We start from the raw sequence: 25,730 nt of genomic DNA on the forward strand, positions 1-25,730 counted from the left end.
TCGATCTTCTTCATCATGAATGTAGCGAGTGGATTCTACCCATACCCATTCATACTGACCTGTCGCTTCATTTAGGACACGATCTCTTTCACGTTTTACTTTTGTTCTCATACACTTTTGTTTTAGGTATCCAAAAGTGTCAAGTTTTTTTAGGGTAAGTCACATACCGCTGCGATATGGCCCTTGGGCGGCATGGCCATAGTCTGCGCTGCCACCGTAGGCTCACCACTGCGCAAGGCGGATAGGCCGCCTCGGTAGATGATGCCATTCGCTGCAAGGGGAAATGGGGGTGGGAGGAAGTTTTGTGGCGTGCGCGCGAAAAGAAATGGGAGGAAGCGTGGGTTTCTTCGTAATTTTATATAACTTTGCCTGCATGAAATATGTTGAGGCTATACTTCCGCTGCCGTTAGACGGCCTTTTCACTTACAGCGTGCCCGCTGCCCTGGAGTCAAGGGTAGTGCCAGGCGTACGTATACTGGTGCCGCTCGGACGGAGCAAGACCTACACGGCGGTGGCGCTCAACATCCATGACATCCAACCCGACTTTGAGGTAAAGGACATCGTCGACGTGCTCGACGACCATCCTATGCTGCTGCCCCATCAGCTCTCGCTGTGGCAGTGGATATCCTACTACTATCTGGCGCCTATCGGCGATGTATATACCGCCGCGATGCCGTCGGGGCTGAAGGCCGAGGACGGGTTCAGACCCAAGACAGAGGACTATATAGCCCTCAGCCCGCAGTTGCACGACCAGCGCGCGCTGCACGTGGCTATGGAGTCGCTCGCAAGGGCCCGCAAGCAGCAGCAGGTGTTTGCCACCTATCTGCAGATGAGCCACTGGGACATGAGGGCCGATGGCGAGAAGGTAGAGGTGCGCGAGATTACCCGTGAAGAGCTGCGCAACGAGTCCAACGCTACCGAAGCCATCATCAAAGCGCTCGTAGACCGCCACCTATTATATATATATAAGGTGGAAGTGGGCAGGCTCAACGACGGAGTGGGCGAGCCCCTGGCCCAGCCCAAGACACTGAGCCCCGCGCAAGCCCATGCCTATGACGCCGTGGTGGCGAGCATGAAGGAGCGCGAGGTGACGCTGCTCCACGGAGTGACCTCGAGTGGTAAGACCGAAGTGTACATCCATCTGATAGCCCGCGCGCTGGAAGAGAAGAAGCAGGTGCTCTATCTGGTGCCCGAGATTGCGCTCACGGTGCAGATGATGGAGCGTCTGCGCCGCGTCTTCGGTTCGCGGTTGGGCATCTACCACTCCAAGTACAGCGACGCCGAGCGCGTGGAGATATGGCGCAAGCAGCTCTCCGACCATCCCTACGATGTAATCCTCGGCGCGCGCAGTGCCGTCTTCCTGCCCTTTACCCGGCTGGGCATGGTCATCATCGACGAGGAACACGAGACCAGCTTCAAGCAGCAGGACCCGTCGCCGCGATACCATGCGCGGTCGGTGGCGATTATGCTGGCCCGTGCCACTGGAGCCCGTGTGGTGCTGGGCACCGCCACGCCGTCGGCAGAGTCGTATCACAACGCGCAGAGCGGCAAGTATGGGCTGGTAACCCTCACCACCCGCTATCAGGACATCCAGCTCCCCGAGATACGGGTGGTCGATGTCAAGGACCTGCGTCGTCGCAAGATGATGAACGGTCTCTTCTCGCCCGACCTGCTGGTTGCCGTGCGCGACCAGCTCAGCCGCGGCAAGCAGGCCATACTCTTCCAAAACCGCCGCGGCTTTGCGCCGATGATAGAGTGTCACGACTGCGGATGGGTGCCGCGCTGCGAGAACTGCGACGTGTCGCTCACGCTCCACAAGGTGACCAACAGGCTCACCTGCCACTACTGCGGCTACACCTATACCGTGCCCACAGAGTGCCCCAACTGTGGTGGGCGCGACCTGAGAGGGCAAGGCTATGGCACAGAGAAGATAGAGGACGCCGTGCGCACCGAGTTTCCCGATGCCAGGGTGGCTCGCATGGACCTCGACACCACCCGCACGCGCAACGCCTATGAGCGCCTTATCGCCGACTTCTCTCAGGGCAAGACCAATGTGCTCATCGGTACGCAGATGGTGACCAAGGGACTCGACTTCGACAATGTGGGCGTGGTGGGCATACTCGATGCCGACTCGATGCTCAACTATCCCGACTTCCGCGCCTACGAACACGCCTTCATGATGATGGGCCAGGTGAGCGGAAGGGCTGGCCGCAAGGGCGAACGCGGTCTGGTGATACTCCAGACTAAAGCTCCCGAGCTGCCGGTGATACACCAGATCGTGGGGCATGACTTCAAGGGCTTCTTCGGCGACCTGATGGACGAGCGGCGACTGTTCCGCTATCCGCCGTTTGCCCGTCTGATATACGTGTACATCAAGCACAGGCAGGAGCACGTGGCAGAGAGTGCTGCCCTGCTCATGGCGGGATGGCTCAGGCAAGGCTTGGGCGAGCGGGTGCTGGGCCCCGACAAACCGTCGATAGCCCGCGTCAAGACGATGAGCATCCGCAAGATTGTGCTCAAGCTCGAGAACAGTCTCGACGGGCGTCAGGTGAGACAATACCTGCGTCAGGTGCAGCAAAAAATAATGCAGGACAAGCAATATGCTACCCTGCAGATATACTATGATGTGGACCCGCTATGACAGCAAGCCCACATCACACACAGATTATTGATATATTTACTTATAATTAAGGTCTCTCTTAGAGAGTGAGGTCTACACCGAGGCCGAAGACACGGTTGGTACGTGTGAACGAGTTGGTAACGGTGCCCTGACCGACGGCCTCTTTCTTGTCGTAGTCGCTGTAGATGGTCTGGAAGTAAGCGGCATTGATCTTTACCTTCTCGCTTACCTGGACACCGACTCCGAAGCCGATAGAGTAGGAGTTGACATTGAAACTGATGTCGTTCATACCCGCATCCTTGAATCCGTACTGGGTCTTCTGCGCTCCGGCGCTTACCTGCCAGCACTTGTTGATGTCGTATTCGGCACCGACGAGATACTCATTGGTGTCGCTCAACATATCCTTGGTGTACTGCTTGGTGTCGACATCGAAGTAGTGGTGCCAACCGGCCGAAATGCGGAGCGAGGGCAGCAGCGAGTACTGTGCACCTACGGTGAGCAAGCCGGGAGTGTCTTCTGCCACCTCGTTACCGTCCTTGAATTTGCTGAGCATGGGGATGCCCTCGGCGCTGAGGCTGTTGGCCGACTTGTTCTTCAGACGCATACGGGTCTTGAACTCATACTTGGCAGCAAGGTTCAGGCGTCCTGTCTTGTAGTCGATACCGATGATGGGAGCCACGCCCCATCCAGTCTGGTCGCAGTTGAGCTCGATGTCCTGGGTGGACTGGCTCAGCCCAGTAGCAAGTCTTGCGGCATCTTTCAATCCTTCTAATTGTTCTGTATTGAGAGTTGGCTCTAAGGCTCCGATGTAGCGGTTAAGCATGGTGGCCAATTCAGCGAAGTGGGCGGGAGCACTTACCATAGATGACTGGCCGTTTTCGATATGCTCGATGGAGATGTTCTTGACATAACCATAGTAGTTGGCCGAACCGTAGAGCATCTTCAGACCGCCATAGACAGAGAGGTGGTCGTTGATGCGGTAAGCGGTACCGAAGGTGAAACCATAATAATACTGGCGGCCACGCATAAATGAGTCGTAGCTATACTTGCTGCCCATGCCGTGACCTGCCATGCCGGGGATGCCCAGGTGGCCGAGTTTCTGGTAAAGCCCGTTGACTGCGGGGGCATAGGTGGTGACGCCGGCAACCACCTGCTCAAAAGAGCCGAGGCCGTAGGGGAATTCACATTTGCCACCGCCGCCGGTAAGGGCAAATCCGAACTGGAAGCTCCAGTTTCCCTTGTTGTAGGCAGCCTGCAGAGAGGGGAGAACGGGCGCGTCGGCCTTGCCCTCAAACTCGTGTACGCTGCCACTCATGTTCACGTTGTTGGGGAAGAGTGGGAAGCCCGTCTTGATAGTACGGGTCTGGTGTACATTCTGCAATCCTATAGACAGGTGCATGCCCTCGCCCAGGAAGACTACACCGGCGGGGTTGCTGTAGACGCCATCGATGGCAATGGCAGCATCGCGCGCGGGATTGCGGAGGAAATTAATGTTCTGGTTGGTGTTGGTGAGTAATCCACCGGCCTGTGCGGTGGTCGAAAAAATAACGATTGCTAACGCTGTGCAAATCAGTTTTGTCTTATTCATCTTAAAAAAACTAAAAATATTGGATGCAAAGGTATTAATATTGTTCTATATATCCACTACGTTCATCGTTATTTTATCTCTTGTTAACATTTAGAAGCCCAAAAACCGCACAAATCGGGCTTTTTGTGCGGTTTTTGGGCCTTAAGTTGGACTCTGTGGGCGCCCAGATTGGTCTCGAGGGTACCCAGGTTGTTCTCGGTTTCCTATTTCTTCAGTTCCGGATATTGTATACGTGTATGGTAAATGGCCTTGAGGCGCTCGATGAGCACCAGTTTGGCCTGGGCGATGTCGCGGAAGGTGATGGGGCACTCCTTGAAGAAGCCGTCGGCCACCTGCTGGTCGATGAGGCGGTTGACGAGGTCGCAGATGCTGTCTTCGGTATATTCGGGCAGCGAGCGAGAAGCCGCCTCGACGGTATCGGCCATCATGAGGATGGCCTGTTCGCGGGTGAAAGGATTGGGGCCGGGATAGGCAAATTCCTGGATGTCGACATCCTCGTCGGGATGTTCATTCTTATATTTAATATAGAAGTACTTGGTGATGCCCTTGCCGTGGTGGGTGAGGATGAAGTCCTTGATGAAGGCGGGCAGATTGGCGCGCTCGGCCTCTTTGACGCCCTTGGTGACATGGCTGATGATGATGCGCGCGCTCTCGCGGCAGGAAATCTCGCTGTGCGGGTTCACGCCCGACTGGTTCTCGGTGAAGAAGACGGGGTCGTCTTTCTTTCCGATGTCATGATAGAGCGCTCCGGTACGCACAAGCAGACTCTTGGCGCCTATCTTGTTGGCTATCTCGGCTGCCAGGTTGGCCACGGTAATGGAGTGCTGGAAGGTACCGGGAGCCACCTCGCTCAGCTCGCGCAGCAGTCCCTTGTTGGTGTCAGACAGTTCGATGAGCGTCACATCGGAGATAAATCCGAAGGTCTTCTCGATGAGATACATGAGCGGGTAGGCAAGCAGCAGGAATACGCCGTTGACGATGAAGTAGGAGTACATGCTGTGGTCGAGGTCGGTGAAGTCGCTGTCCTGCATGAGTTGCAGGGCGAAGTAGACCACGCAACTCGACAGCGTCACCAGCAGAGCGGTGCGGAACACCTGGGCACGGCGCGACAGTTCGCGCAGCGAGTAGATGGCCACCATGCCGCCCACTATCTGGACGATGATGAACTCGTACTGGTATTTTACGGCGGCGGCACAGATGATGACCATCGTGACGTGGGTGGCAAAGGCGGTGCGCGAGTCAAGGAAGACGCGCACGAAGATGGGCGCCATCACCAGCGGCAGGATGTAGACGCTGAACACGTTGTGGGTCATCATGAACGACACCAGCACGGGGAAGAGCGTCACCATCACGTAGAGCATCAGTATGTTGCGGGGCTTGGCAAAGTAGTCCTTGCGGAAGAGCGCCAGGTAGGTCGAGAAGAGCGAGATGAGGATGAGCACAAACAGCAGCTGGCCCATGATGGTCGAGGTGATCTCGGTAGAGTCTGAGCTGCGTCGCTGCATCTCCCGCTCAAACGAAGAGAGCACGCGGTAGTCGTAGTCGTCGACGATCTCGCCACGGTCTATAATCTTCTGACCCGTAAGCACCATGCCGCTGGCTGGCGAGATGCCGCTGAGCAGGTCGTTGAGCTCAGCCTGGCTGCGGTCCTTGTCGTAGATGAGGTTGGGCTCGATGTACTCATTGAGGTTGAGCTTCTGCAGGGTCGACTTCTGGTCGGCAAGACGCTCATCGGCGAGCAGCTGTTCGTAGGCACTCATGGTCGAGTAGACCTGCCCCACCTCCAGAGGCACAGCCTCTTTCTCGTTGACTATGCGTATGGTCGTGGCAGAGTCTCTTGCCATGTCCTGATATTCTGCCATGCCCATGATACCTGTGGCATAGAGGCGGTGCAGGCGCTTTATGACGGCCGCCTCCAGGTCGTGGGAGATAGGGTGGCTATTGGCGGCGAGGTCCTGGCGCAAGTGCTCTAGCTGCTGCTGCTCCACCTGGGTGTCGTAGCGGTAGTAGGGCTGAAAGGACTCCATCAGCGAGTCCTGCTCCAGCTTGATGGCTTCGTCGGTCTTGTAGATGGGGAAGTCAAACTTGGCGATGAACGAGCCGTACATCCATGGCTTGCCGATATCGTATCTTATGCGCTGGCTCTCGTTGTGGGGCAGAAACCACACGATGATGGCCGTGCTGGCAATGATAAGTGTCAGACGCGTGAGCGCTCTGTTGATTCGGTTGTTGGTAAACCCTATTTTCATGTTTATTGTATCTGTAATGCTTTTATTTTGCGAAAATACGAAAAATAATGGTCAATACTCAGAAAAATACCGTAATTTTGCAAAAAAATAATAATTTCTATAAATATAATGACCGAAAGAAGAGTCAGAGTGCGCTTTGCGCCGAGTCCTACAGGACCTTTGCACATCGGTGGTGTTCGTACCGCCCTTTTCAATTACCTCTTTGCCCGCCAGCATGGTGGTGATTTCGTGTTCCGTATCGAAGATACAGACTCCCATCGTTTTGTTCCAGGAGCAGAGGAATACATTATAGAGTCATTCAAGTGGCTCGGCATCAAGTTTGACGAGGGCGTCAGCTTCGGTGGCGACCATGGTCCCTACCGCCAGAGTGAGCGTCGCGACATCTACAAGAAGTATGTAGACCAGCTCTTGGCCGACGGCAAGGCTTATTATGCCTTCGACACGCCCGAGGAGCTTGACGCCAAGCGCGCCGAGATACAGAATTTCCAGTATGATGCACGCACCCGCATGCAGATGCGCAACTCGCTGTCTCTCCCCGAGGCAGAGTGGCGCCAGATGATAGCCGACGGCGAGCAGTATGTGGTGCGCTTCCTCATCACCCCCGGTATCGAGGTGCATGTCAACGACATGATACGCGGCGATGTGGTCATCAAGAGCGACATCCTCGACGACAAGGTGCTCTATAAGAGTGCTGACGAGCTGCCCACTTACCATCTTGCCAACATCGTAGACGACCATCTGATGGAGATAAGCCACGTTATCCGTGGCGAGGAGTGGTTGCCATCGGCACCGCTGCACGTGTTGCTCTACCGCGCGTTTGGTTGGGAAGACACCATGCCCCGCTTTGCCCACCTGCCATTGCTCCTCAAGCCCGAGGGCAAGGGCAAACTGTCCAAGCGCGATGGCGACCGTCTGGGTTTCCCCGTATTCCCGCTCGAATGGCATGACCCCAAGACCGGCGAAGTGTCAAGCGGATACCGCGAGAGCGGCTATTTCCCCGAGGCAGTGGTCAACTTCCTGGCGCTGCTGGGCTGGAACCCAGGCACCGAGCAGGAGCTCTTCAGCCTCGAAGAACTGGTTGAGGTCTTCGACATCAGCAAATGCTCGAAGAGTGGCGCCAAGTTCGACTACCAGAAGGGCATCTGGTTCAACCATGAGTACATTCTGCGCAAGAGCAACGAAGAGATAGCCGACCTCTTTGCACCCATCGTGGCCAACAATGGCGTGGATGAGTCGATGGAGCGTATCCGCACGGTAGTCAGCCTGATGAAAGACCGCGTCAGCTTTGTACGCGAGCTCTGGGATTTGTGCTCTTTCTTCTTCCTGCCACCCACGGAGTACGACGAGAAGACAGTGCGCAAGCGCTGGAAGGAATATTCAGCCCAGCAGATGACCGAGCTGGCCGAGGTGCTCGAGGGCATCGACGACTTCAGCATCGAGGGCCAGGAGCCTGTGGTCATGAAGTGGGTCGAGGACAAGGGCTACAAGCTGGGCGACATCATGAACGCCTTCCGTCTGGCCCTCGTGGGCATAGGCAAGGGTCCCGGCATGTTCGACATCTCTGCCTTCCTGGGCAAGGAGGAGACTCTGCGCCGTCTGCGCCGTGCCGTCGAGGTTCTGAAATAACTATATATATAATAAGGTGTCGTGCCCACGGGGGCGGCACCCTTTTTTCGTTAGATTATGTACAATGTCATTATCTACCTGATACAGGTGGGCGTAGCCATAGCCAGCCTGTTTTCAGACAAGGTGCGCAAGATGTGGCGCGGAGAGCAGGAGTCGTTCCGTATATTGCGTGAGAAGATTAATCCAGCCGACCGCTACATCTGGTTTCATGCTGCGTCGTTGGGCGAGTTCGAACAGGGCCGCCCGCTGATGGAAGAGGTGCGCCGCCAGCACCCCGAGTACAAGATACTGCTTACCTTCTTCTCGCCCTCGGGCTATGAGGTGCGCAAGGATTACAAGGGTGCCGACGTCATCTGCTATCTGCCCATCGACACCATAGGCAATGCGCGCAAGTTCCTGCGCATCGTGCGCCCCGTGATGGCATTCTTCATCAAGTACGAGTTCTGGTACAACTTCCTGCATGTGCTCAAGCACCGCGGCATACCCACCTACAGCGTGTCGAGCATCTTCCGTCCCGAGCAAATCTTCTTCAAGTGGTACGGATGGCGCTACAGCCGTGTGCTCACTTGCTTCACCCGCTTCTTCGTGCAGAACGAGGAGTCGCAGCGCCTGCTTGCCTCTATCGGCATCACCGATGTCGACGTGGTGGGCGACACCCGCTTCGACCGCGTGCTCCAGATTAAGGAGGCAGCCCGTCGTCTGCCCATTATCGACGCCTTTGTGGGTGGCGATGCCGATGTCAAGGCGCCCGTCTTTGTGGCTGGATCTTCCTGGCAGCCCGACGAGGAGATTTTCATTCCCTATTTCAACGAGCATAGACAGTGGAAACTCATCATCGCGCCCCACGTGATAGGCGAGGACCATCTGCGCCAGATTACCGACATGCTCCAGATGAAGACCGTGCGCTACACCCAGACCAACGAGCAGGAAGCCGCAGAGGCCGACTGTCTCATCATCGACTGTTTCGGTCTGCTGTCGAGTGCCTACCACTACGGCGACGTGGCCTATGTCGGTGGCGGCTTCGGCGTGGGCATCCACAATGTGCTCGAGGCAGCCGTGTGGGATATGCCCGTCATCTTCGGTCCCAACAACCAGCGCTTCAGTGAGGCGCAGGGCTTGAAGCGTGCCGAGGGAGGCTTTGAGATACACACCCCGGAAGACTTTGAAGAACTGATAACCCGCTTTACCGACGACGCCGAATACCGCAAGTGCTGCGGCGATAGGGCTGGCGCATTTGTGGCCCAGATGACTGGCGCCACCACCAAGATACTCGGCAAGGTGAGGTTCTGAGCAGCGCTTTCCACCCCGCTTGGTTCGCTACCCGACTCTTGTGGCCCGCTACCAGACCTTCTTGGCTCAACTGGTGGGTGCCATAGGCCGACAACCATGACCATAGTAATAGAAAATCAGTATATTCCCCTGTTTCCCGTCATCGTGGAGGCAGGGGAGTTTTGTTTGGCGGCGAGCTGGGGGAGCGTGGGCATGGCTGTGGGGGCAGCGACGGCCGGGCTGTTGCTGATAATGAGGCGGCTGGCCACGTATGATGGGGCGGCTGATGACCTTGGGCAGCTCGTATCGTAAGTCACGAGCCTACGTATCGTAAGTCACGAGCTTTCGTATCATATGTTACGTGGCCTCGTGCCTTACGATACGAGCCAGCCAGGATGGTCAGCAGCTTCGCAGAGTTGGTCAGCAGCTTCGCAGAGTTGGTCAGCAGTTTTGCAGAGTTGGTCAGCAGAGTTGTGGAGATGGTCACGGTGGCTCGCTCGTGGGTCAGGGTGCTTGAAAAAAGGATAAAAGTGACGCGATAGGGGGATAAATTGGCAGAAAAAGTTTACCTTTGCAGTGGCCTTCGTGGCTATATATGCGAGCATACGAGGCTATAAATATAATATACGAGGCTATAAATATAACAAGGTGTAAGATGAACAACGTGACAGAATGGTTGCAGACCGTGGGAGTATGGCTTAGCCGCATCGCCTATTGCAGGGGATTTGGCATCCAGTCGCCGTCGGCTTACCGCTTTGTGCGCTATGTCATCAACGAGCATTACCCCTATTATGCCTACGCCGACCTGCAGAAGCGGGAGCCCGTGGAGAGCCGTGTGGCGCTGCGCCTGCTGCGTCTCTGTCTGCGCGTGGCCAACGAGGTTCAGCCCCGCTATATCCTCGACTTCATAGACGGCTTGAGCGCTGAGCGCCAGGAGTATTTCTCTGCCGGCGCGCGCCGTGCCTGCATCCTCCCGGTGGCTGAAGGCGACGAGGTGCCCGCTGTCATCGACGGTGAGCGCGTGGTGATACGCACCGATGTGCAGCATGTGGATGCTCTGCTCAGCCTGTTGCCACGCATAGACAGCGCCAGCGTGGTCATGGTCGATGGTATACACCGCGACGCCCGCTCGCGCGAGACTTGGCAACGCATCGTCGGCAACAACCATGCCGCCGTCTGTTATGATTTATACTACACCGGCATCGTGATGCTGGACCAGAGCAAGCACAAGCGTTGTTACACAATCAATTTTTAATCCAATCGTCCCTATATTTTTGCTTTTTTTTATTATTAATGATTATTTAACAGCAAAAATGGTCATAAACAGTCGTATAATTGAATATAAAGTGCTACTTTTGCATCCAATAAAATTAACGACCAAAACTAAAGACTATGTATTGGACTCTTGAATTAGCTTCAAAATTGGAAGATGCACCTTGGCCCGCAACCAAGGACGAACTTATAGACTATGCCACCCGTTCAGGTGCTCCTCTCGAGGTACTCGAGAACTTGCAGGAAATAGAGGATGAAGGTGAAGTGTATGAAAGCATTGAAGACATTTGGCCCGACTATCCCTCCAAGGAAGATTTCCTCTGGAACGATGATGAATACTAATCGCTGACGGGCTGACTTTCTCAGCCGTAGGCGTAGAATATAAGCGGTATAGGAATTCCACAACAGGGTTCCTATGCCGCTTTTTTCCGTCTTTTCCCGCCAGTGGGCCAAAATAACCCTCCGAAAACTTGTTCCTTTCCTCTTTATATCGTATATTTGCACACGACAAGTTCGGAAAAATGTCAAAAATGACACAAATCGGAAGTTGTTAGTGTAATTATGAAGATAAAAAGAGACATAGTCAACAAATTCAAGGAGTGGAAAGATGCGGCAAAGCACAAGCCAATCCTATTGAAAGGCGCCCGCCAGATTGGCAAGACGTGGGCCATGGAAGAGTTTGGAAAGGAATGCTTTGACTACACGGCGAAATTTGACTTTGACCGCCAGAAGGAGTTATTGTCAGCCTTCACGGTGTCAAAGGAACCCGCCCGCATCATAAAGGAACTGTCTCTTTATAGCCCAGTTCCCCTTGTGCCGGGCAAGACGCTGCTCATATTTGATGAGATACAGGAGTGCGAGGAAGCGCTCAACTCGTTAAAGTATTTTTGTGAGGAAGCCCCCGAATGGCACATCATAGCGGCTGGCTCGCTGTTGGGTGTGGCTGTTAAGAGGCGGAGGATGACCGTACCTGTTGGTAAGGTACAGGTTATGCGCATGTATCCTATTACGTTCAAGGAGTATCTGCGGGCCAGCGACATCCAGATCTTCAATTATGTTGAGCAGATAGAGGAACCTGAGAAGCTACCGCTTATTATTCTTGACAAGTTGAAGTCGGAGTATCGCAGATATATGGTCTCTGGCGGTATGCCTGAAGCCGCTGTCAGCATGCTTGAAAACCAGGGAATGCAGGCAGTCGACGACATACTGCAAGGCATATTGGACTTGTATGAACTTGACTTCGCCAAGTATGCAGACCCTCGCGAGATACCTCGCATACATGCCCTTTGGCGCTCACTTCCGTCCCAGCTTGCCAAGGAGAACAGGAAGTTCATCTATAAGGTTGTAAAAAAGGGCGCAAGGAGCCGTGACTACGAGGATGCTTTGCTCTGGCTTGAAGATGTAGGCATGATATATTGTGTGAACGCCGTCTCGAAACCTGGAATGCCATTGAGCGCCTACGAAGAACCAGACATATTCAAGGTATATGCCAGTGACTGTGGCCTGTTGAGGCGCTTGGCCGACTTGCCGGGAAGCATAGTCATTGACCCGACAGCCAACTACACCGAATTCAAAGGCGCCATGGCAGAGAATGCGGTGTTGCAAAGTCTGTTGCCATCCTATGGCTCTGTGCCTTACTATTGGTCTTCGGAAGGGAAGGCAGAAATAGAGTTCCTGTTGCAGCGGGAGGACGAGATAATACCTGTAGAGGTAAAGGCAGAGAACTGCGTCAGTGGCAGAAGTATCGTTGTGTACAACGAACGTTACCACCCCAAGAACCGCATACGTTTCTCTTTCCTCAACTTGCAGCGTAACAGTGGTATGCTCGCATGCCCTTCGCCTCTGACGGAATGGGCTATGAAATGGCTGGACAAATAAATGTCCTATAGTGATGGTATGCCGCGCTCTTTTCGGATAGGGCAAGTAGCAGACAGGCATAGACAAAACAATTATTAACCATACAACATGACAATGAAACAAAAACATCTAATTTGGGGAGCTGCGGCAGCGTTGATCTTCCTTTTCAGCGCATCGGCTCTGGCTCACCCCCGTCCCGCCAAGAAGAAAAAGGTGGTGGAGACGAAGGCCGACGTATGCCCCTTTATGGATAAATGGGTAGAAGACGAGACCAAGTTTGAGGACCGCAAGGAAAAGGCCCACGCCACGTTTGTGCCCTATGCCTCTACAGCCTCGATGCAGCAGGACGACTGCTACAAGTATCCATGGCTCACGCCTAAGCGTGCCAACTACCTGCTGCTCAACGGCAAATGGAAGTTCCACTACACCGCCGACTGGAAGCAGGGCAAGCCCGAGAAAGACGATTTCTGGGCCGATAATGCCGATGTTTCTTCTTGGAAAGAGCTCCAGGTCCCCCTCAACTGGGAGATGGCCGGATATGATGTGCCCGTATATAATAATGTGGGCTATCCCTTCGAGAACAAGCCCCCTTTCATCACGGCGTTCAACGACAATTTCGACAAGAACCCCGTAGGTTCCTATCGCCGCAATTTCAATCTGCCTGACGGTTGGGACCAGGACAAGCGCGTCTTTCTCCACTTCGACGGAGCCTGCAGCGCCATTGTGGTGTGGGTAAACGGCAAGTATGCTGGCTATTCGCAAGGTGCCAATACCGACGCCGAATTTGATGTGACCCACCTTGTGCGCAAGGGCGACAATAACGTGTCGGTGCGCGTCTACCGCTGGTGCGACGGTTCTTACCTTGAGGGGCAGGACATGTGGCACCTCGGAGGCATCCACCGCGATGTCTATCTCGTGGCCACGCCCAAGACCTTCGTGGCCGACCATTACATCACATCGGCCCTCAAGGACGACTATGCTTCGGGTAACCTCAATGTAGACCTCACCCTCGACAACGCCGCCAAGGAGCGCTCGGAGAAGACGCTCGAAATAGAGCTCCTCGACCCCCAAGGCAAGCTGGTGGGCAAGCAGGAGACGCAGGTGGCTATGACCGCCAACGACGCGCAGAAGCACATTCGCCTCACTCTCGACAACCTCACCGGCCTGAAGGCCTGGTCGGCCGAGCAGCCCAATCTCTATACCGTCATCGTGCGCCAGAAGGTAGGTGGCAAGGAGGAGATGGTGTTCTCTACCAAATACGGTTTCAGAGATGTGGCCATCAAGGGCCACCTGGTGTATGTAAACGGCAAGCGCGTGTTCTTCAAGGGTGTCAACACACAGGATATCCACCCGCTCTATGGCCACGCCATCGATGTGGAGACCATGCTCCGCGATGTGGTGCTGATGAAGCAGGCCAATGTAAACACTGTCCGCACCAGCCACTATCCCCGTCAGGCCAAGATGTATGCCATGTTCGACTATTACGGACTCTACTGCATGAACGAGGCCGATGTGGAGTGCCACAACAACCATTCGCTCTCCAACAACCCCACCTGGCGCGACGCCTACGTAGACCGCACCGAGCGCATGGTGCTGAGAGACCGCAACCATCCCAGCGTGGTGTTCTGGTCGCTCGGTAACGAGTCGGGCGGTGGCGACAACTTCCAGGCTACCTACGACAAGGTGAAGGAACTGCTCCCCGGCCGCGACGCATGGGTGCACTATGAGGGCTATAAGAACGGCGCCAAATACTCCGACTTCGGCTCCGACATGTATCCTAAAATCGAGGTGATGAAGACGCATATGGACGGTCTCAACAACAAGCCCTACTTCATCTGCGAGTATGCGCACGCCATGGGTCAGGCTGTGGGAAATCTGCAAGAATACTGGAATCTCATCGAGACAAGCACTGGCATTATTGGCGGCTGCATCTGGGACTGGGTAGACCAGGGCATCTACGACACGCGCCGCATACGCGAGGGTCTTCCGCTGACGGATGCCAAGACCGGGCTCCACTATTACACATCGGGTTACGACTACACCAAGATGAACCGTGGCGACAGAGGCTTCCAGGGCGACTTCATGAGCAACGGCATCATCACCCCGGGCCGTGAGTGGACCGCCAAGCTCACCGAGGTGAAGTATGTCTATAGAGACGCCGACTTCGAGTCGTTTGCCAACCACGTGCTCACCCTGAAGAACAAGTGCGCGTTCACCGATCTGGCCGACAGCTACGACCTCAGCTATGAGGTGCTCCGCAATGGCGTTTCGGTGGAGAAGAACCAGGTGGCCGTCCCATCGGTGCAGCCCGGAAACACCTGCCAAATCAACATTCCTTACACCACCGTAGTGGACGCCAAGGCCGAGTATGTCATTACCTTCAACCTCGTACTGAAGAAAGCCACCTCTTGGAGTAAGCAGGGCTACGCCATGGCACAGCAGCAGTTTAAGCTCTCCGCCGACAACGCCGCTGGTGTATCGGTTGCCGACCCCACCTTCGTGCAGCAAAGCCACGGTCAGCTGCCCGCCATCCAGGAGAAGGGTAAGCTCAAGGTGAAGGGCAACACCGTCACCGGCAACAATTTCAGTATTGCTTTCGCAGAGGATGGAACCATCGCCCAGTGGACCTATGGCAACACGCAGCTCGTGCAGCCCAACGCCGGACCTGATTTCAACGGCTTCCGCCGCATAGCCAACGACAACATCAACCTCGGCGCCCCAGGTGGCGTGGCCGAGAACGATAACAAGGAGGAAGGTGTCCTCACTGGCAAGAAGACAATGGTGAGTGCGCCCAAGAAGCAGGGTAAGAACGTGATGGTGGAAACGGCCGTAACCAATGGTACCGACACCCACCAGATAGTTTACACCATCTATCCCAACGGAACTTTGGACATGAAGGTCATCACCAACAACTCGTCGGCAGAAACCCGACGCATCGGCATCACCATGCAGTTTGCGCCCGGCTTCGAGAACGTAGAATATTATGCCAAGGGCCCGTGGAGCAACTACATCGACCGCCAGCGCGGTTCGCTCCTCGGCCGCTACACCACCACCGTGGATGGCATGTTTGAAGAGCAGAGCGCGCCACAAACCATGGGCGACCGCCAGGGCCTGCGCCAGCTCACGCTCGACAACAACGCCACTCAGTTGCAAATCACCACTGAGGGCATGGTGGCCTTCTCGCTGTCGCATTTCGACGACGCCCAGTTCAACTACGATGTGTTCTATGGCGGCAAGCACCCCTACGACCTGGTGCGCTCCCCCCAGATTTTCGCCCACTTCGACTTCTGGCAGCGAGGCATCGGAAACCATAGTTGCGGAGGCGACTCGTGTCTGCCACAATACATGGCGCCAACGGGAACCCATGAGTTTACCTTGCGCTTTACGCCAATGGCCAAATAAAGATGGAATAACCCTATACCGGAGGGTGGATATTACGCACGTTTGTCGTAATATCCACCCTTTTTCGTTGTCGCCCGCCATTCTTACTTATAAATCCCAAACGGGCTAATGACCATTCTGGGGGGGTATGGCATTGAAAAGCATCCCATGACCGTCGTTTATGAGCAGAAGATAACGAAAAAAGAACTATTGATGAGAAAAATGCAACTTATAAGTTGTCTGCTTCGTCCCAAATCTATATCTTTGCATCAAGGAGATACTGTAAATGGGATGCAGGATAAACTGCATGCTCAGATAGAGTAGGATAAACTCAATGTCTGCCGCAACTGTTTGCCGCAGAAGTATCTTGGAATTTTATGAAGAGAATGGACGATGAATGTTTCACCTCTAACACTCGATATGATGAAAGCTATACGGACTACCTTAGTGCTGGCGCTGCTGCTCATGGTGACTACGGCGCAGGCACAGCGCGGCTCGTGGAAGGGCGAGCTCGACGTGCAGGGCATCAAGCTGCCCCTTGTGTTTCACTTCACCGACAAGGGATGCACCATGGACTCTCCGGCGCAGAACGTCAGGGGAATACCTACGCAGACTGTGGTCAAAGGTGACAGCGTGACGGTGGAAATCGCCATGATTGGCGCCCGCTTTGAGGGCGTGAACAAGGGCACGGAGATAGTAGGCACCTTCACCCAGCAGGGCATAGCCTTCCCGCTCACGCTCACGCCGGGCGAGGTCACCCTTAACCGTCCGCAGACGCCCAAGCCCCCCTTCGATTATCTCACCGAGGAGGTGTCGTTTACCAACGGCAGCTTCACCCTGCGCGGCACCCTCACCAAGCCCCGTGGCTGTAGCCGCCAGACTCCTGTGGTGCTGATGGTGAGTGGCAGCGGACAGCAGAACCGCGATGAAGAGCTATTCGGACACAAGCCCTTTGCCGTGCTTGCCGACGCCTTGGCACGCCAGGGCATCGCCTCGTTGCGCTACGACGACCGAGGGTGGGGCGACGCCTCCGTGAGGTTCTACGAATTTACCACCGCCGACTTCTACGCCGACGCACTCAGCGGCCTTGCCCTGCTGCGCAAGCAGTTTGACCGCGTGGGTATGCTCGGCCACAGCGAGGGCGGCACCATAGCCCTGATGGCGGCTGCCGAGGGCAAGACAGACTTCATCGTGACGCTGGCAGCCATGGCTGTGTCGGGCAAGGAGACGATGATAGCGCAAAACCGCTCGGTGCTTGCCGCCGCCGGAACGACTCCCGAGATGACCGAAGCCTACTGTATGGCCATCGGATGCGCTCTGGACCAGTTGGCTCAGGGCAAGAAGACCGCTGACATCAAGCCCACGGGCGTCCCCGTGCTCTTCCGCAGCGTCTTCGACAAAGCCCTGAAGCAGGGCGACAGTCCCTATATCCGCCATCTGCTCAATGTCGATGTGAGAGGCGTGCTCGGCGAAATCGTCTGTCCCGTGCTGGCACTCAACGGCAACCGCGACACCCAGGTGGACTGTGTCGCCAATCTCGGAGCGCTGGAGAAGGGGCTCGTCAACAGTCGCCATACCCTCAAAACCTTCGACGGACTGAACCATCTCTTCCAGACTTGCCACACAGGACTGGTCGTGGAGTATCAGCAGATAGAGGAGACCATCGCCCCGACGGTGATGGAAACCATAACGTCGTGGATAAAAAACCTGTAGAAAGACAATAAAAGCTACGCTTATCCGTTATGTAAGTGTGTTGAAAAGATATTTATTTACCCTTGTCATCTCTGTCGTCGGGGCGTTGGCCGCCTCTGCGCAATATGATATGTCGCTCAGCCACTACTTTGCCCAGGAGCCGGTGTTCAACCCCGCCGCCGTGGGCAAAGAGTCCAAGCTGAATGTCACAGGCAGTTACGCCCTCGACTTTGCCGGTTTCGAGCACAACCCGCGTACCATGATTGTCGCTGCCGATATGCCCCTGTTCATGCTCAAGCATTACCATGGTGTGGGCGTGCAGATGACGAGCGACAAACTGGGTCTCTTTGACCACCAGCGTTTCGCCGTGCAGTATGCACTCAAGACCAAGCTGCTGGGAGGAATGCTCGGCATCGGCGTCCAGGTGGGTATGCTGAGCGAGAAGTTCAATGGCTCGCAGACCGATACCGAGGAAGGCAACGACCCCGCTATCCCTACGACCGATGTGAGCGGCTCGGGGCTCGATGTGGGCGTCGGTCTCTACTACGTCCACGGCGACTGGTATGCCGGCGCGTCGGTAGCCCACGCCACCGCACCCCAAGTTACGCTGGGCGACAGTTACCTGCTCGACATCGACCGTACATATTATTTGACCGGTGGATACAATATAAAACTAAGAAATCCGTTTATTACAATAAAGCCCACGGTGTTGCTGCGCTCGGATGGCTCGGCGTTCAGGGCCGACATCACATCGCGCGTGGTCTATACCCACGACAAGCGCATGCTCTATGGCGGCGTGACCTACAGTCCGTCCAACTCGGTGACCGTCCTCATCGGCGGCAGTTTCCATGGCGTCGTGCTGGGCTATAGTTACGAGCTGTATACCTCGGCCTCCATCCCAGGCAACGGCAGTCATGGTCTCTTTGTGGGATACCAGCACGACATCAACCTGACCAAGAAAGGTAGAAACCTGCATAAAAGCGTGAGAATATTATAACATAAAGATGAAGAATAAAAGCATTATAACCCTCGGCCTTGTAGCGTTCTCTGTGGCGCTGACAGGCTGTTTCGGTAGCAAGAGTGCCATCTCGGGCGGCCGCGGCGGCGAGGTGGTTGGCGTTGGTGGCCGCTCCTTTGCCGAGCCCACGCCTTACGGTATGACCAAGGTAGAGCGTGGCTCGCTGCACATGGGCCTCGACCGTCAGGACTCGCTCTGGGGTATGAAGACTCCCGTCAAGGATATCTCTGTCGACGGGTTCTGGATGGACGAAACCGAGGTTACCAACTCCAAGTACAAGCAGTTTGTGCAGTATGTCAAGGACTCTATCCTCCGTACGCGTCTTGCCGACCCCGCCTATGCCGGCGACGAGACCTACATGATTACCGAGGACAAGTATGGCGAGCCTGTCACTCCCCATATCAACTGGCGCAAGCCTCTGCCGCGCAAGCCCAATGAGGACGAGCAGCGCGCCATCGAGAGCATGTACGTCACCAACCCCGTGACCGGCGAGAAGCTGCTCGACTACCGCCAGCTCAACTATAAGTATGAGATTTACGACTATACCACTGCCGCCCTGCGCCGTAACCGCCTCATGCCCAACGAGCGCAACCTGAACACCGATGTCACCGTCAATCCCGACGAGGTGGTGATGATTTCCAAGGACACGGCGTATATCGATGACAACGGCAATATCGTGCGCGAGACCATCAACCGCCCACTCAGCGGTCCTTGGGATTTCCTCAACACCTACATCGTCAACGTCTATCCCGACACCACCGTCTGGGTCAACGACTTCCAGAACTCTGACAACGAGATGTATCTCCGCAACTACTTCAGCAATCCCGCCTACAACGATTACCCCGTCGTTGGCGTCACCTGGGAGCAGGCCAACGCCTTCTGTGCCTGGCGCACTGACTATCTGCTCAAGGGCCTGGGCGGTGAAGCCCGCTTCATCCAGCGTTACCGCCTGCCCACCGAAGCCGAGTGGGAGTATGCCGCACGCGGCAAGGCCGGCAACGAATTCCCCTGGGAGAACAAGGATGTCAAGAACGGCGATGGCTGTTTCTATGCCAACTTCAAGCCCGACCGTGGAAACTATACCAAGGATGGCAACCTCATCACCAGCCGTGTGGGTATCTATACCGCCAACAGCAATGGCCTCTACGACATGGCTGGTAATGTAGCCGAGTGGACCAGTACCATCTACACCGAAGCAGGTGTTGAGGCCATGAACGACCTTAACCCCCAGCTCGAGTACAAGGCTGCCAAGGAAGACCCTTACCGTCTTAAGAAGAAGAGTGTGCGTGGCGGTTCGTGGAAAGACCCCGAATCCTTTGTCCGTTCGGCGTGGCGTACATGGGAATATCAAAACCAGCCACGCTCCTATATCGGTTTCCGATGCGTGAGAAGCCTCGCCAACTCGACCAGCACCAAACAGAAAAAGAACAAGAAATAACACACATTCATTATGGCTGAATATAGCAAATACAATATCGTCTACCGTCTGCAGAAGTGGATGGATAGCGTTCCCGGACAGACCTTCCTCAACTATGCCTATAGCTGGGGAGCGTCTATCGTTATCTTTGGTACCCTCTGTAAGCTCACCCACCTTCCTGGAGCCAACTTCTGGCTGTTCTTGGGTATGGGTACCGAGGTGTTCGTGTTCTTCATCTCTGCTTTCGACCGGCCCTTTGACAAGACCGCCGATGGCCGCGACCTTCCCACCCATGTCGAAGACGCCGAGGAGGATGAGGATGGCGCCGAGGCGACCGACCACGTGACGATGCAGGCTCCCCAGGCCGTGATTATCGGTGGCTCGGGAGTGATTCATGCGGGCGGAGGCGTGGCTGTGGGTCAACCCGGTGGCGCTGCCTGCCAACCCGCCGCAGCTGCTGACGGTCTGCAACCCTCGGGCAGCGTACAGATAGTGGGCGGCTCGGCTGCAGGCGTAGTAGGGCAGAGCATGGTGACACCGGTAGTCACCGGCACCGCCGAAAACGAAGAGATGGTTCAGGCCCAGAGCGACTATGTAGCCGAGCTCAAGCGCCTCGTTGAGACCCTGGGCAAGGTCAATGAGCAGAGTTCCCGCCTTGCCACCGACAGCCTGGAGATGGAGAACCTCAACCGCACCCTCACTGGCATCAGCCGAGTCTATGAGATGCAGCTCAAGAGCGCCAGCCAGCAGATTAGCACCATCGACCAGATTAATGAGCAAAGCAAGAAGATGGCCCAGCAGATAGAGCAGCTCAACCAGATTTACAGCCGCATGATAGAGGCCATGACCCTAAATATGCAGACCCGCAACCCCGGTCAGTAATCTAACGATACACCACTGATGGCAATCAAGAAGAAACAGATAACCCCGCGCCAGAAGATGATCAATCTGATGTATGTCATCCTCATGGCCATGCTGGCACTCAATATCTCCACCGAGGTGCTCAACGGTTTCTCTATCGTCGAGGAGAGCATCAACCGCACCACCGCCAATTCGGCCGAGGAAAACAGTGCCCTCTATGCGCGCTTTGAACAGCAGATGAAGACCAACCCGGAGAAGGTGAGCCAGTGGTTTGCCAAAGCCATGGCGGTCAAGCAGATGAGCGACTCTCTCTATGCTTTCTCCCAGCAGCTCAAGGAGCAGATTGTGGCCGAGGCCGACGGCAAGGACGCCGACCTGGCTAACATCAAGAACAAGGACAATCTCGAGGCTGCAAGCCATGTGATGCTTGCGCCCATCACCGGTAAGGGCGGCGCCCTGTTTGCTGCCATCAACCATTACCGGGAGCGCATCCTTACGATGGTGACCGACGAGCGCCAGCGCAAGATTATCAGCAGCAACCTTACCACCCAGCTCCCCCGTGGCGCCCACGCTATGGGCAAGAACTGGCAGCAGTATATGTTTGAGAATATGCCCGTGGCGGCAGCCGTCACCATGCTCTCCAAGTTGCAGAGCGACGTGCGCTACGCCGAGGGCGAGGTGCTCCATACGCTCGTTTCCAACATCGACCTCAAGGATATCCGCGTCAACAGGCTTGAGGCTTTTGTCATCCCCGAGTCCAAGACCGTCATCAGCGGCGACGCCTTCAATGCCCGCATCGTGATGGCGGCGGTAGATACCACCATGACACCCGAGATATATGTGGGCGGCCGCCGCATTACTGGCAACAACTACCGCTTCACAGCCAGTGGCGTGGGCGAGCACTCCTTCGCCGGATACATCACCATGCGCAATGGCAACGGCGGCCTTATCCGCCGCGACTTTACGCAGAAGTACAACGTGGTGGCGCCCAGTGCCACCGTCTCTGCCGACCTCATGAACGTGCTCTATGCCGGCTATGAAAACCCCATCAGTATCAGCATCCCCGGCGTAGCCCTCAACGAGGTCCAGGCATCCATGACTGGCGGCGCCTTCCATTCCGTGGGCATGGGTCGATATATCGCCAAACCCTCAGCCGTGGGCAGCGATGTGACCATCACCGTCAGTGCGCGCAAGGGCAATGCCATCCGCCAGATGGGCAAGTTCACCTTCCACGTGCGCAAGCTCCCCGACCCGATGGCCTACCTCGTCATCGGCACCGACCGCTACAAGGGTGGCGGCCTGTCCAAGTCTGCGCTGATGGGCATCGACCGCATCCATGCCGCCATCGACGACGGACTGCTCGACATCCCCTTCCGCGTGGTAAGTTTCGAGACCGTCTTCTTCGACAATATGGGCAACGCCGTGCCAATAGCCCCCAACGGAGCCCGGTTCTCCGAGCGTCAGCGCGAAACCTTCCGCCGCCTCTCCCGCAACCGCCGCTTCTACATCCGAGGCGTCAAGGCCGTGGGCCCCGATGGCATCACGCGCACGCTGTCTTACCCCATGGAGGTCATCGTCAAATAAGAAAACAATGCAACAATGAAGAAAATATTATTTATCCTTCTCGTCGGAATGATGGCTGTCCATGCGACCGCCCAGCCCGCCAAACGCAAAGCCGAGCAGAAGGCTGCTGCCACCACAAGCGGCGCCATCTCTACCCGAGCCCAGATTTCCTTCCCTGTGCAGACTCGCATGGCAGAAGATGTCGTGTGGCGCCGCGATATCTATCGCGAGCTCGACCTCCACGACGACGCCAACGCCAGCCTCTACTACCCTGTAGAGCCTATGGGCAACCAGGTCAACCTCTTCACCTACATCTTCAAGCTCATGATGACCGGCAACATCAAGGCCTACGAGTACCGGCTTGACGGAAACGAGGTCTTCAACGAGGCTGCCCAGGTCAAGCTCAAGGCATTCCTCGACAATTACCATATATTCTACGAGAAGACCAACCGGGGCATCTATATCGACAACAGCGATATCCCCTCGCGCGAGGTCACCGCTTACTATCTCAAGGAGTGCGTCTACTACGACCAGACCACAGCCTCCTTCCACACCCAAGTGCTGGCGCTGTGCCCCATCATGAAGCGTGAAGACGATTTCGGCGACAATGCCACGTCCTATCCCCTCTTCTGGGTCAAGTACGACGACCTGGCACCTTTCCTGGTCAAGCAGACCGTGATGACGAGCAATCTCAACAACGCCGCCGTGATGAGCATGGACGATTACTTTGCCAAAAACATGTACCGCGGCAAGATTTACAAGACCAACAATATGCTCGGCAAGACTCTGGCTCAGTACTGTCCCACCGACTCAGCCCTCTCCAAGGAGCAGAAGCGTATAGAGAAGGAGATCGTGGACTTCGAGCAGAACCTCTGGGGCGACAAGGCCCGCAAAGACTCGCTCGACAGCATCGCCAAGGCCAACAAGGATGTCAAGCCCGTCAAGAAGGGCCGCCGCGCATCGTCTTCGACTTCCGTGCGCAACAAGACCGTAAAGTCCAAGACCCGCTCCACCTCTTCGCGTTCGTCATCCTCGGCAGCGCGTGTCACCGTGCGTCGTCAGCGTCACTGATTGTAGCCAGCACTTGTTATTGGACGAAGAAGGACATTCGTCCCTCTCTGCTCCGATAATGATAGCCACGCCATCTATTTGTGCGCAATTGGAACGTGATTAAATATCATCCCGATTGCAGTCACTACGGAAACGGTATATATAATAAGTTGTAAGCCCCAGGCGCATAAAACGGCAGAACAGATGACTGCCGAAGATAGGGAAGTGATAGGTTCGCGCCGCAAGGGATATTCCTTTCGTGATGTGGCGAAACAGGGTTGTACATACAGTGCAGCGAGCGAAGCGATTACTACACGGGCAATTACCGCAATAGACTTGACTTTACGTTCTTTTCAAAGTAAAGGTTTTGTGATAGTCGTTTAAGGGGTAAAAGCTATGCTTGCACTATTAAGCACTACGTTTGAGATCACAAATTGTGATTTTGAAGATATGACAGATATAAAAGAAAAGATAGAGGACGGCGAACTGGTCACAAATTGTGACCAGATGGTTGTCGTGGATAATATAGAGTCTCTAATAAAGGTGATTAGAGGACAACAGGTTATGCTTGACAAAGATATAGCAATGCTATATGGTGTGGAGACAAGAACTTTGAACCAAGCAGTCAAACGTAATATTCAGAGGTTCCCTTCTGATTTTAGGTTTCAGTTGTCAATGGAGGAATGTTCAAAATCACAAATTGTGACTTTGAACGCTGGACGAGGACAGAATATAAAGAAATTACCTTTTGCCTTTACAGAGCAGGGCGTGGCGATGCTTAGCAGTGTTCTCCGTTCCAAAACAGCCATTGAGGTCAATATCCAAATCATGCGGGCCTTTGTCTCCATGCGCCATTTCATGACAACCAACGCTTCTGTGTTCAGTCGCTTGGAAACGATTGAGTACCATCAATTGGAAATGCAGCAACATCAGCAAGAAGCGGACAAACGCATAGACGAGGTATTTCGCCGATTGGATGAGGGCAATGCGAAGCCGAAGCAAGGAGTGTTCTACAACGGACAGATTTATGATGCCTATACATTCGTGTCCGACTTGATTAAGAGTGCGAAGAAGCGTATAGTCCTTGTCGACAACTATGTTGACGAGACTGTACTTACATTGCTCGATAAAAGAGATGAAGGTGTATCTGCGGTCATCTATACCCAGCAGATTAGTCGTCAGTTCCAGCTTGACATAGACCGTCATAATGCTCAATATGTACCGATTGATGTTGAAGTGTTCCGTTTATCGCACGACCGCTTCCTTTGTATAGACGATGATGTATATCATATAGGAGCCTCTATCAAGGACTTGGGCAAAAAGTGGTTTGGTTTCTCTAAAATGGAGATACTTACACCAGATGAATTGGTAGAAAAAATCAATAGAGAGTAAGACTCTGCTATGTGTAAAGCCAAATCTATGATATGATAGATTTGAGGATTAAAAGTTTATTGCTTGCGTGGTTGTACACTTGAGTTATCCGTAATGCAGTTTAATAAGAGATACAATAACCAATTAAATACAAACGACAATGAAAAAGAAACTATTTGCAACCCTGATGCTCTTGGCCTTTGTGGCTATAGGCAGCGCCAATGCACAGATTAAGTTCGGTGTCAAGGGCGGTATCAATATGTCCGAGTTCTCCGTCAAGGGCAATGTACTCGACAAGTCCAACAATATCGGCTTCTATCTTGGCCCCACCGCTAAGGTCTCTCTGCCCCTCACGGGCCTCGGCATCGACGTCTCAGCCCTCTACAACCAGTATTCTGCCGATGTTACCGTAGAACGTGGCAACGAGCAGATTGTCCGCGACCAGGCTACGCTCACTGTCAAGCAGATTGCCATCCCTATCAACCTGCGTTATGGAATAGGCTTGGGCAGTCTGGCCAGCATCTATGCCTTTGCAGGTCCACAGTTTGCCTTCAATATGGCCGACGACATCCAGAGTATCGACTGGAAGTGGAAGAATACGTACATGAGCTTCAACATCGGAGCCGGCGTGTCGCTGATGAGCCATCTCGCGTTCAACCTCAACTACAACTTCGGTTGCGGCAAGTCGGGTGAGACCGGTGCCGGCGATGTGGTGCGCAGCGCCTTCAACGCCAAGAGCAGCGCCTGGCAGCTGGGCATGACTTATTACTTCTAAGTCCACGCCCGCACGACAGCCCCATAACCCTCTGCTCCTGCCGAGGTTTGCCTCGGGGCGTCCGCGCCGTCGGTTACGACAAATGATATAGCCCGAAGTCCGTCATCTACGGTCTTCGGGC

18 protein-coding genes are annotated in these 25,730 nt (G+C 54.9%); 16 read left to right on the top strand and 2 right to left on the bottom strand.

What is annotated here, in order from left to right; genetic code table 11:
• Positions 1–373 precede the first annotated feature (373 nt).
• The gene (gene priA, locus CIK92_RS02615) at positions 374–2,641 is read left to right on the top strand and encodes a primosomal protein N' (protein WP_094388072.1); all 2,268 of its coding nucleotides are present in this window, start codon (positions 374–376) and stop codon (positions 2,639–2,641) included.
• Positions 2,642–2,699: 58 nt separating this feature from the next.
• Here priA and CIK92_RS02620 read toward each other — a convergent pair whose 3' ends face one another.
• Both CIK92_RS02620 and CIK92_RS02625 read right to left on the bottom strand, forming a co-directional pair.
• On the bottom strand, positions 2,700–4,208 hold the full coding sequence (locus CIK92_RS02620) for an OmpP1/FadL family transporter (protein WP_094388073.1): 1,509 nt from the start codon (positions 4,206–4,208) through the stop codon (positions 2,700–2,702).
• Between the two features lie 203 nt (positions 4,209–4,411).
• The gene (locus CIK92_RS02625) at positions 4,412–6,457 is read right to left on the bottom strand and encodes an HD family phosphohydrolase (RefSeq protein ID WP_094388074.1); all 2,046 of its coding nucleotides are present in this window, start codon (positions 6,455–6,457) and stop codon (positions 4,412–4,414) included.
• Between the two features lie 108 nt (positions 6,458–6,565).
• Between CIK92_RS02625 and gltX the strand changes: the two genes are divergently transcribed.
• The 15 genes from gltX (at position 6,566) to CIK92_RS02705 (ending at position 25,609) form a co-directional block, all read left to right on the top strand.
• Entirely contained in the window at positions 6,566–8,083 is a 1,518-nt protein-coding gene (gene gltX, locus CIK92_RS02630) for a glutamate--tRNA ligase (protein WP_022310379.1), read from the top strand.
• Positions 8,084–8,140: 57 nt separating this feature from the next.
• The gene (locus tag CIK92_RS02635; RefSeq protein WP_094388075.1) at positions 8,141–9,373 is read left to right on the top strand and encodes a 3-deoxy-D-manno-octulosonic acid transferase; all 1,233 of its coding nucleotides are present in this window, start codon (positions 8,141–8,143) and stop codon (positions 9,371–9,373) included.
• 96 nt (positions 9,374–9,469) lie between these two features.
• Entirely contained in the window at positions 9,470–9,664 is a 195-nt protein-coding gene (locus tag CIK92_RS02640; protein ID WP_094388076.1) for a hypothetical protein, read from the top strand.
• A gap of 343 nt (positions 9,665–10,007) precedes the next feature.
• Entirely contained in the window at positions 10,008–10,607 is a 600-nt protein-coding gene (locus CIK92_RS02645; protein ID WP_144289311.1) for a hypothetical protein, read from the top strand.
• 137 nt (positions 10,608–10,744) lie between these two features.
• Entirely contained in the window at positions 10,745–10,966 is a 222-nt protein-coding gene (locus CIK92_RS02650) for a DUF2795 domain-containing protein (protein WP_022310382.1), read from the top strand.
• Positions 10,967–11,185: 219 nt separating this feature from the next.
• Complete coding sequence (locus CIK92_RS02655) at positions 11,186–12,502, top strand: ATP-binding protein (protein ID WP_094388078.1); 1,317 nt, start codon at positions 11,186–11,188, stop codon at positions 12,500–12,502.
• A 93-nt stretch (positions 12,503–12,595) separates the two neighbouring features.
• Positions 12,596–15,883 (top strand): glycoside hydrolase family 2 TIM barrel-domain containing protein, encoded by a 3,288-nt coding sequence (locus CIK92_RS02660; protein ID WP_158214719.1) that lies wholly within the window; start codon positions 12,596–12,598, stop codon positions 15,881–15,883.
• A gap of 399 nt (positions 15,884–16,282) precedes the next feature.
• Positions 16,283–17,575 (top strand): S9 family peptidase, encoded by a 1,293-nt coding sequence (locus CIK92_RS02670; protein ID WP_254045985.1) that lies wholly within the window; start codon positions 16,283–16,285, stop codon positions 17,573–17,575.
• Between the two features lie 37 nt (positions 17,576–17,612).
• The gene (locus CIK92_RS02675) at positions 17,613–18,551 is read left to right on the top strand and encodes a type IX secretion system membrane protein PorP/SprF (RefSeq protein WP_094388081.1); all 939 of its coding nucleotides are present in this window, start codon (positions 17,613–17,615) and stop codon (positions 18,549–18,551) included.
• 7 nt (positions 18,552–18,558) lie between these two features.
• Positions 18,559–20,010: an SUMF1/EgtB/PvdO family nonheme iron enzyme gene (locus tag CIK92_RS02680; protein ID WP_094385612.1), complete on the top strand. Its 1,452-nt coding sequence runs from the start codon at positions 18,559–18,561 to the stop codon at positions 20,008–20,010.
• 12 nt (positions 20,011–20,022) lie between these two features.
• Positions 20,023–20,871: a gliding motility protein GldL gene (gene gldL, locus CIK92_RS02685; protein WP_094388082.1), complete on the top strand. Its 849-nt coding sequence runs from the start codon at positions 20,023–20,025 to the stop codon at positions 20,869–20,871.
• Positions 20,872–20,889: 18 nt separating this feature from the next.
• Positions 20,890–22,434 (top strand): gliding motility protein GldM, encoded by a 1,545-nt coding sequence (gene gldM, locus CIK92_RS02690; protein WP_094388083.1) that lies wholly within the window; start codon positions 20,890–20,892, stop codon positions 22,432–22,434.
• 15 nt (positions 22,435–22,449) lie between these two features.
• A complete protein-coding gene (gldN, locus tag CIK92_RS02695; protein ID WP_094385605.1) occupies positions 22,450–23,484 on the top strand; it encodes a gliding motility protein GldN in 1,035 nt (344 codons plus the stop codon).
• Between the two features lie 429 nt (positions 23,485–23,913).
• Complete coding sequence (locus tag CIK92_RS02700; protein ID WP_094385680.1) at positions 23,914–24,855, top strand: ORF6N domain-containing protein; 942 nt, start codon at positions 23,914–23,916, stop codon at positions 24,853–24,855.
• Positions 24,856–24,994: 139 nt separating this feature from the next.
• Complete coding sequence (locus CIK92_RS02705) at positions 24,995–25,609, top strand: porin family protein (RefSeq protein ID WP_022310393.1); 615 nt, start codon at positions 24,995–24,997, stop codon at positions 25,607–25,609.
• Positions 25,610–25,730 lie beyond the last annotated feature (121 nt).

Origin of the sequence: Prevotella sp. P4-67, from assembly GCF_002251325.1 — a bacterium.
Classification (GTDB): Bacteria; Bacteroidota; Bacteroidia; order Bacteroidales; family Bacteroidaceae; genus Prevotella.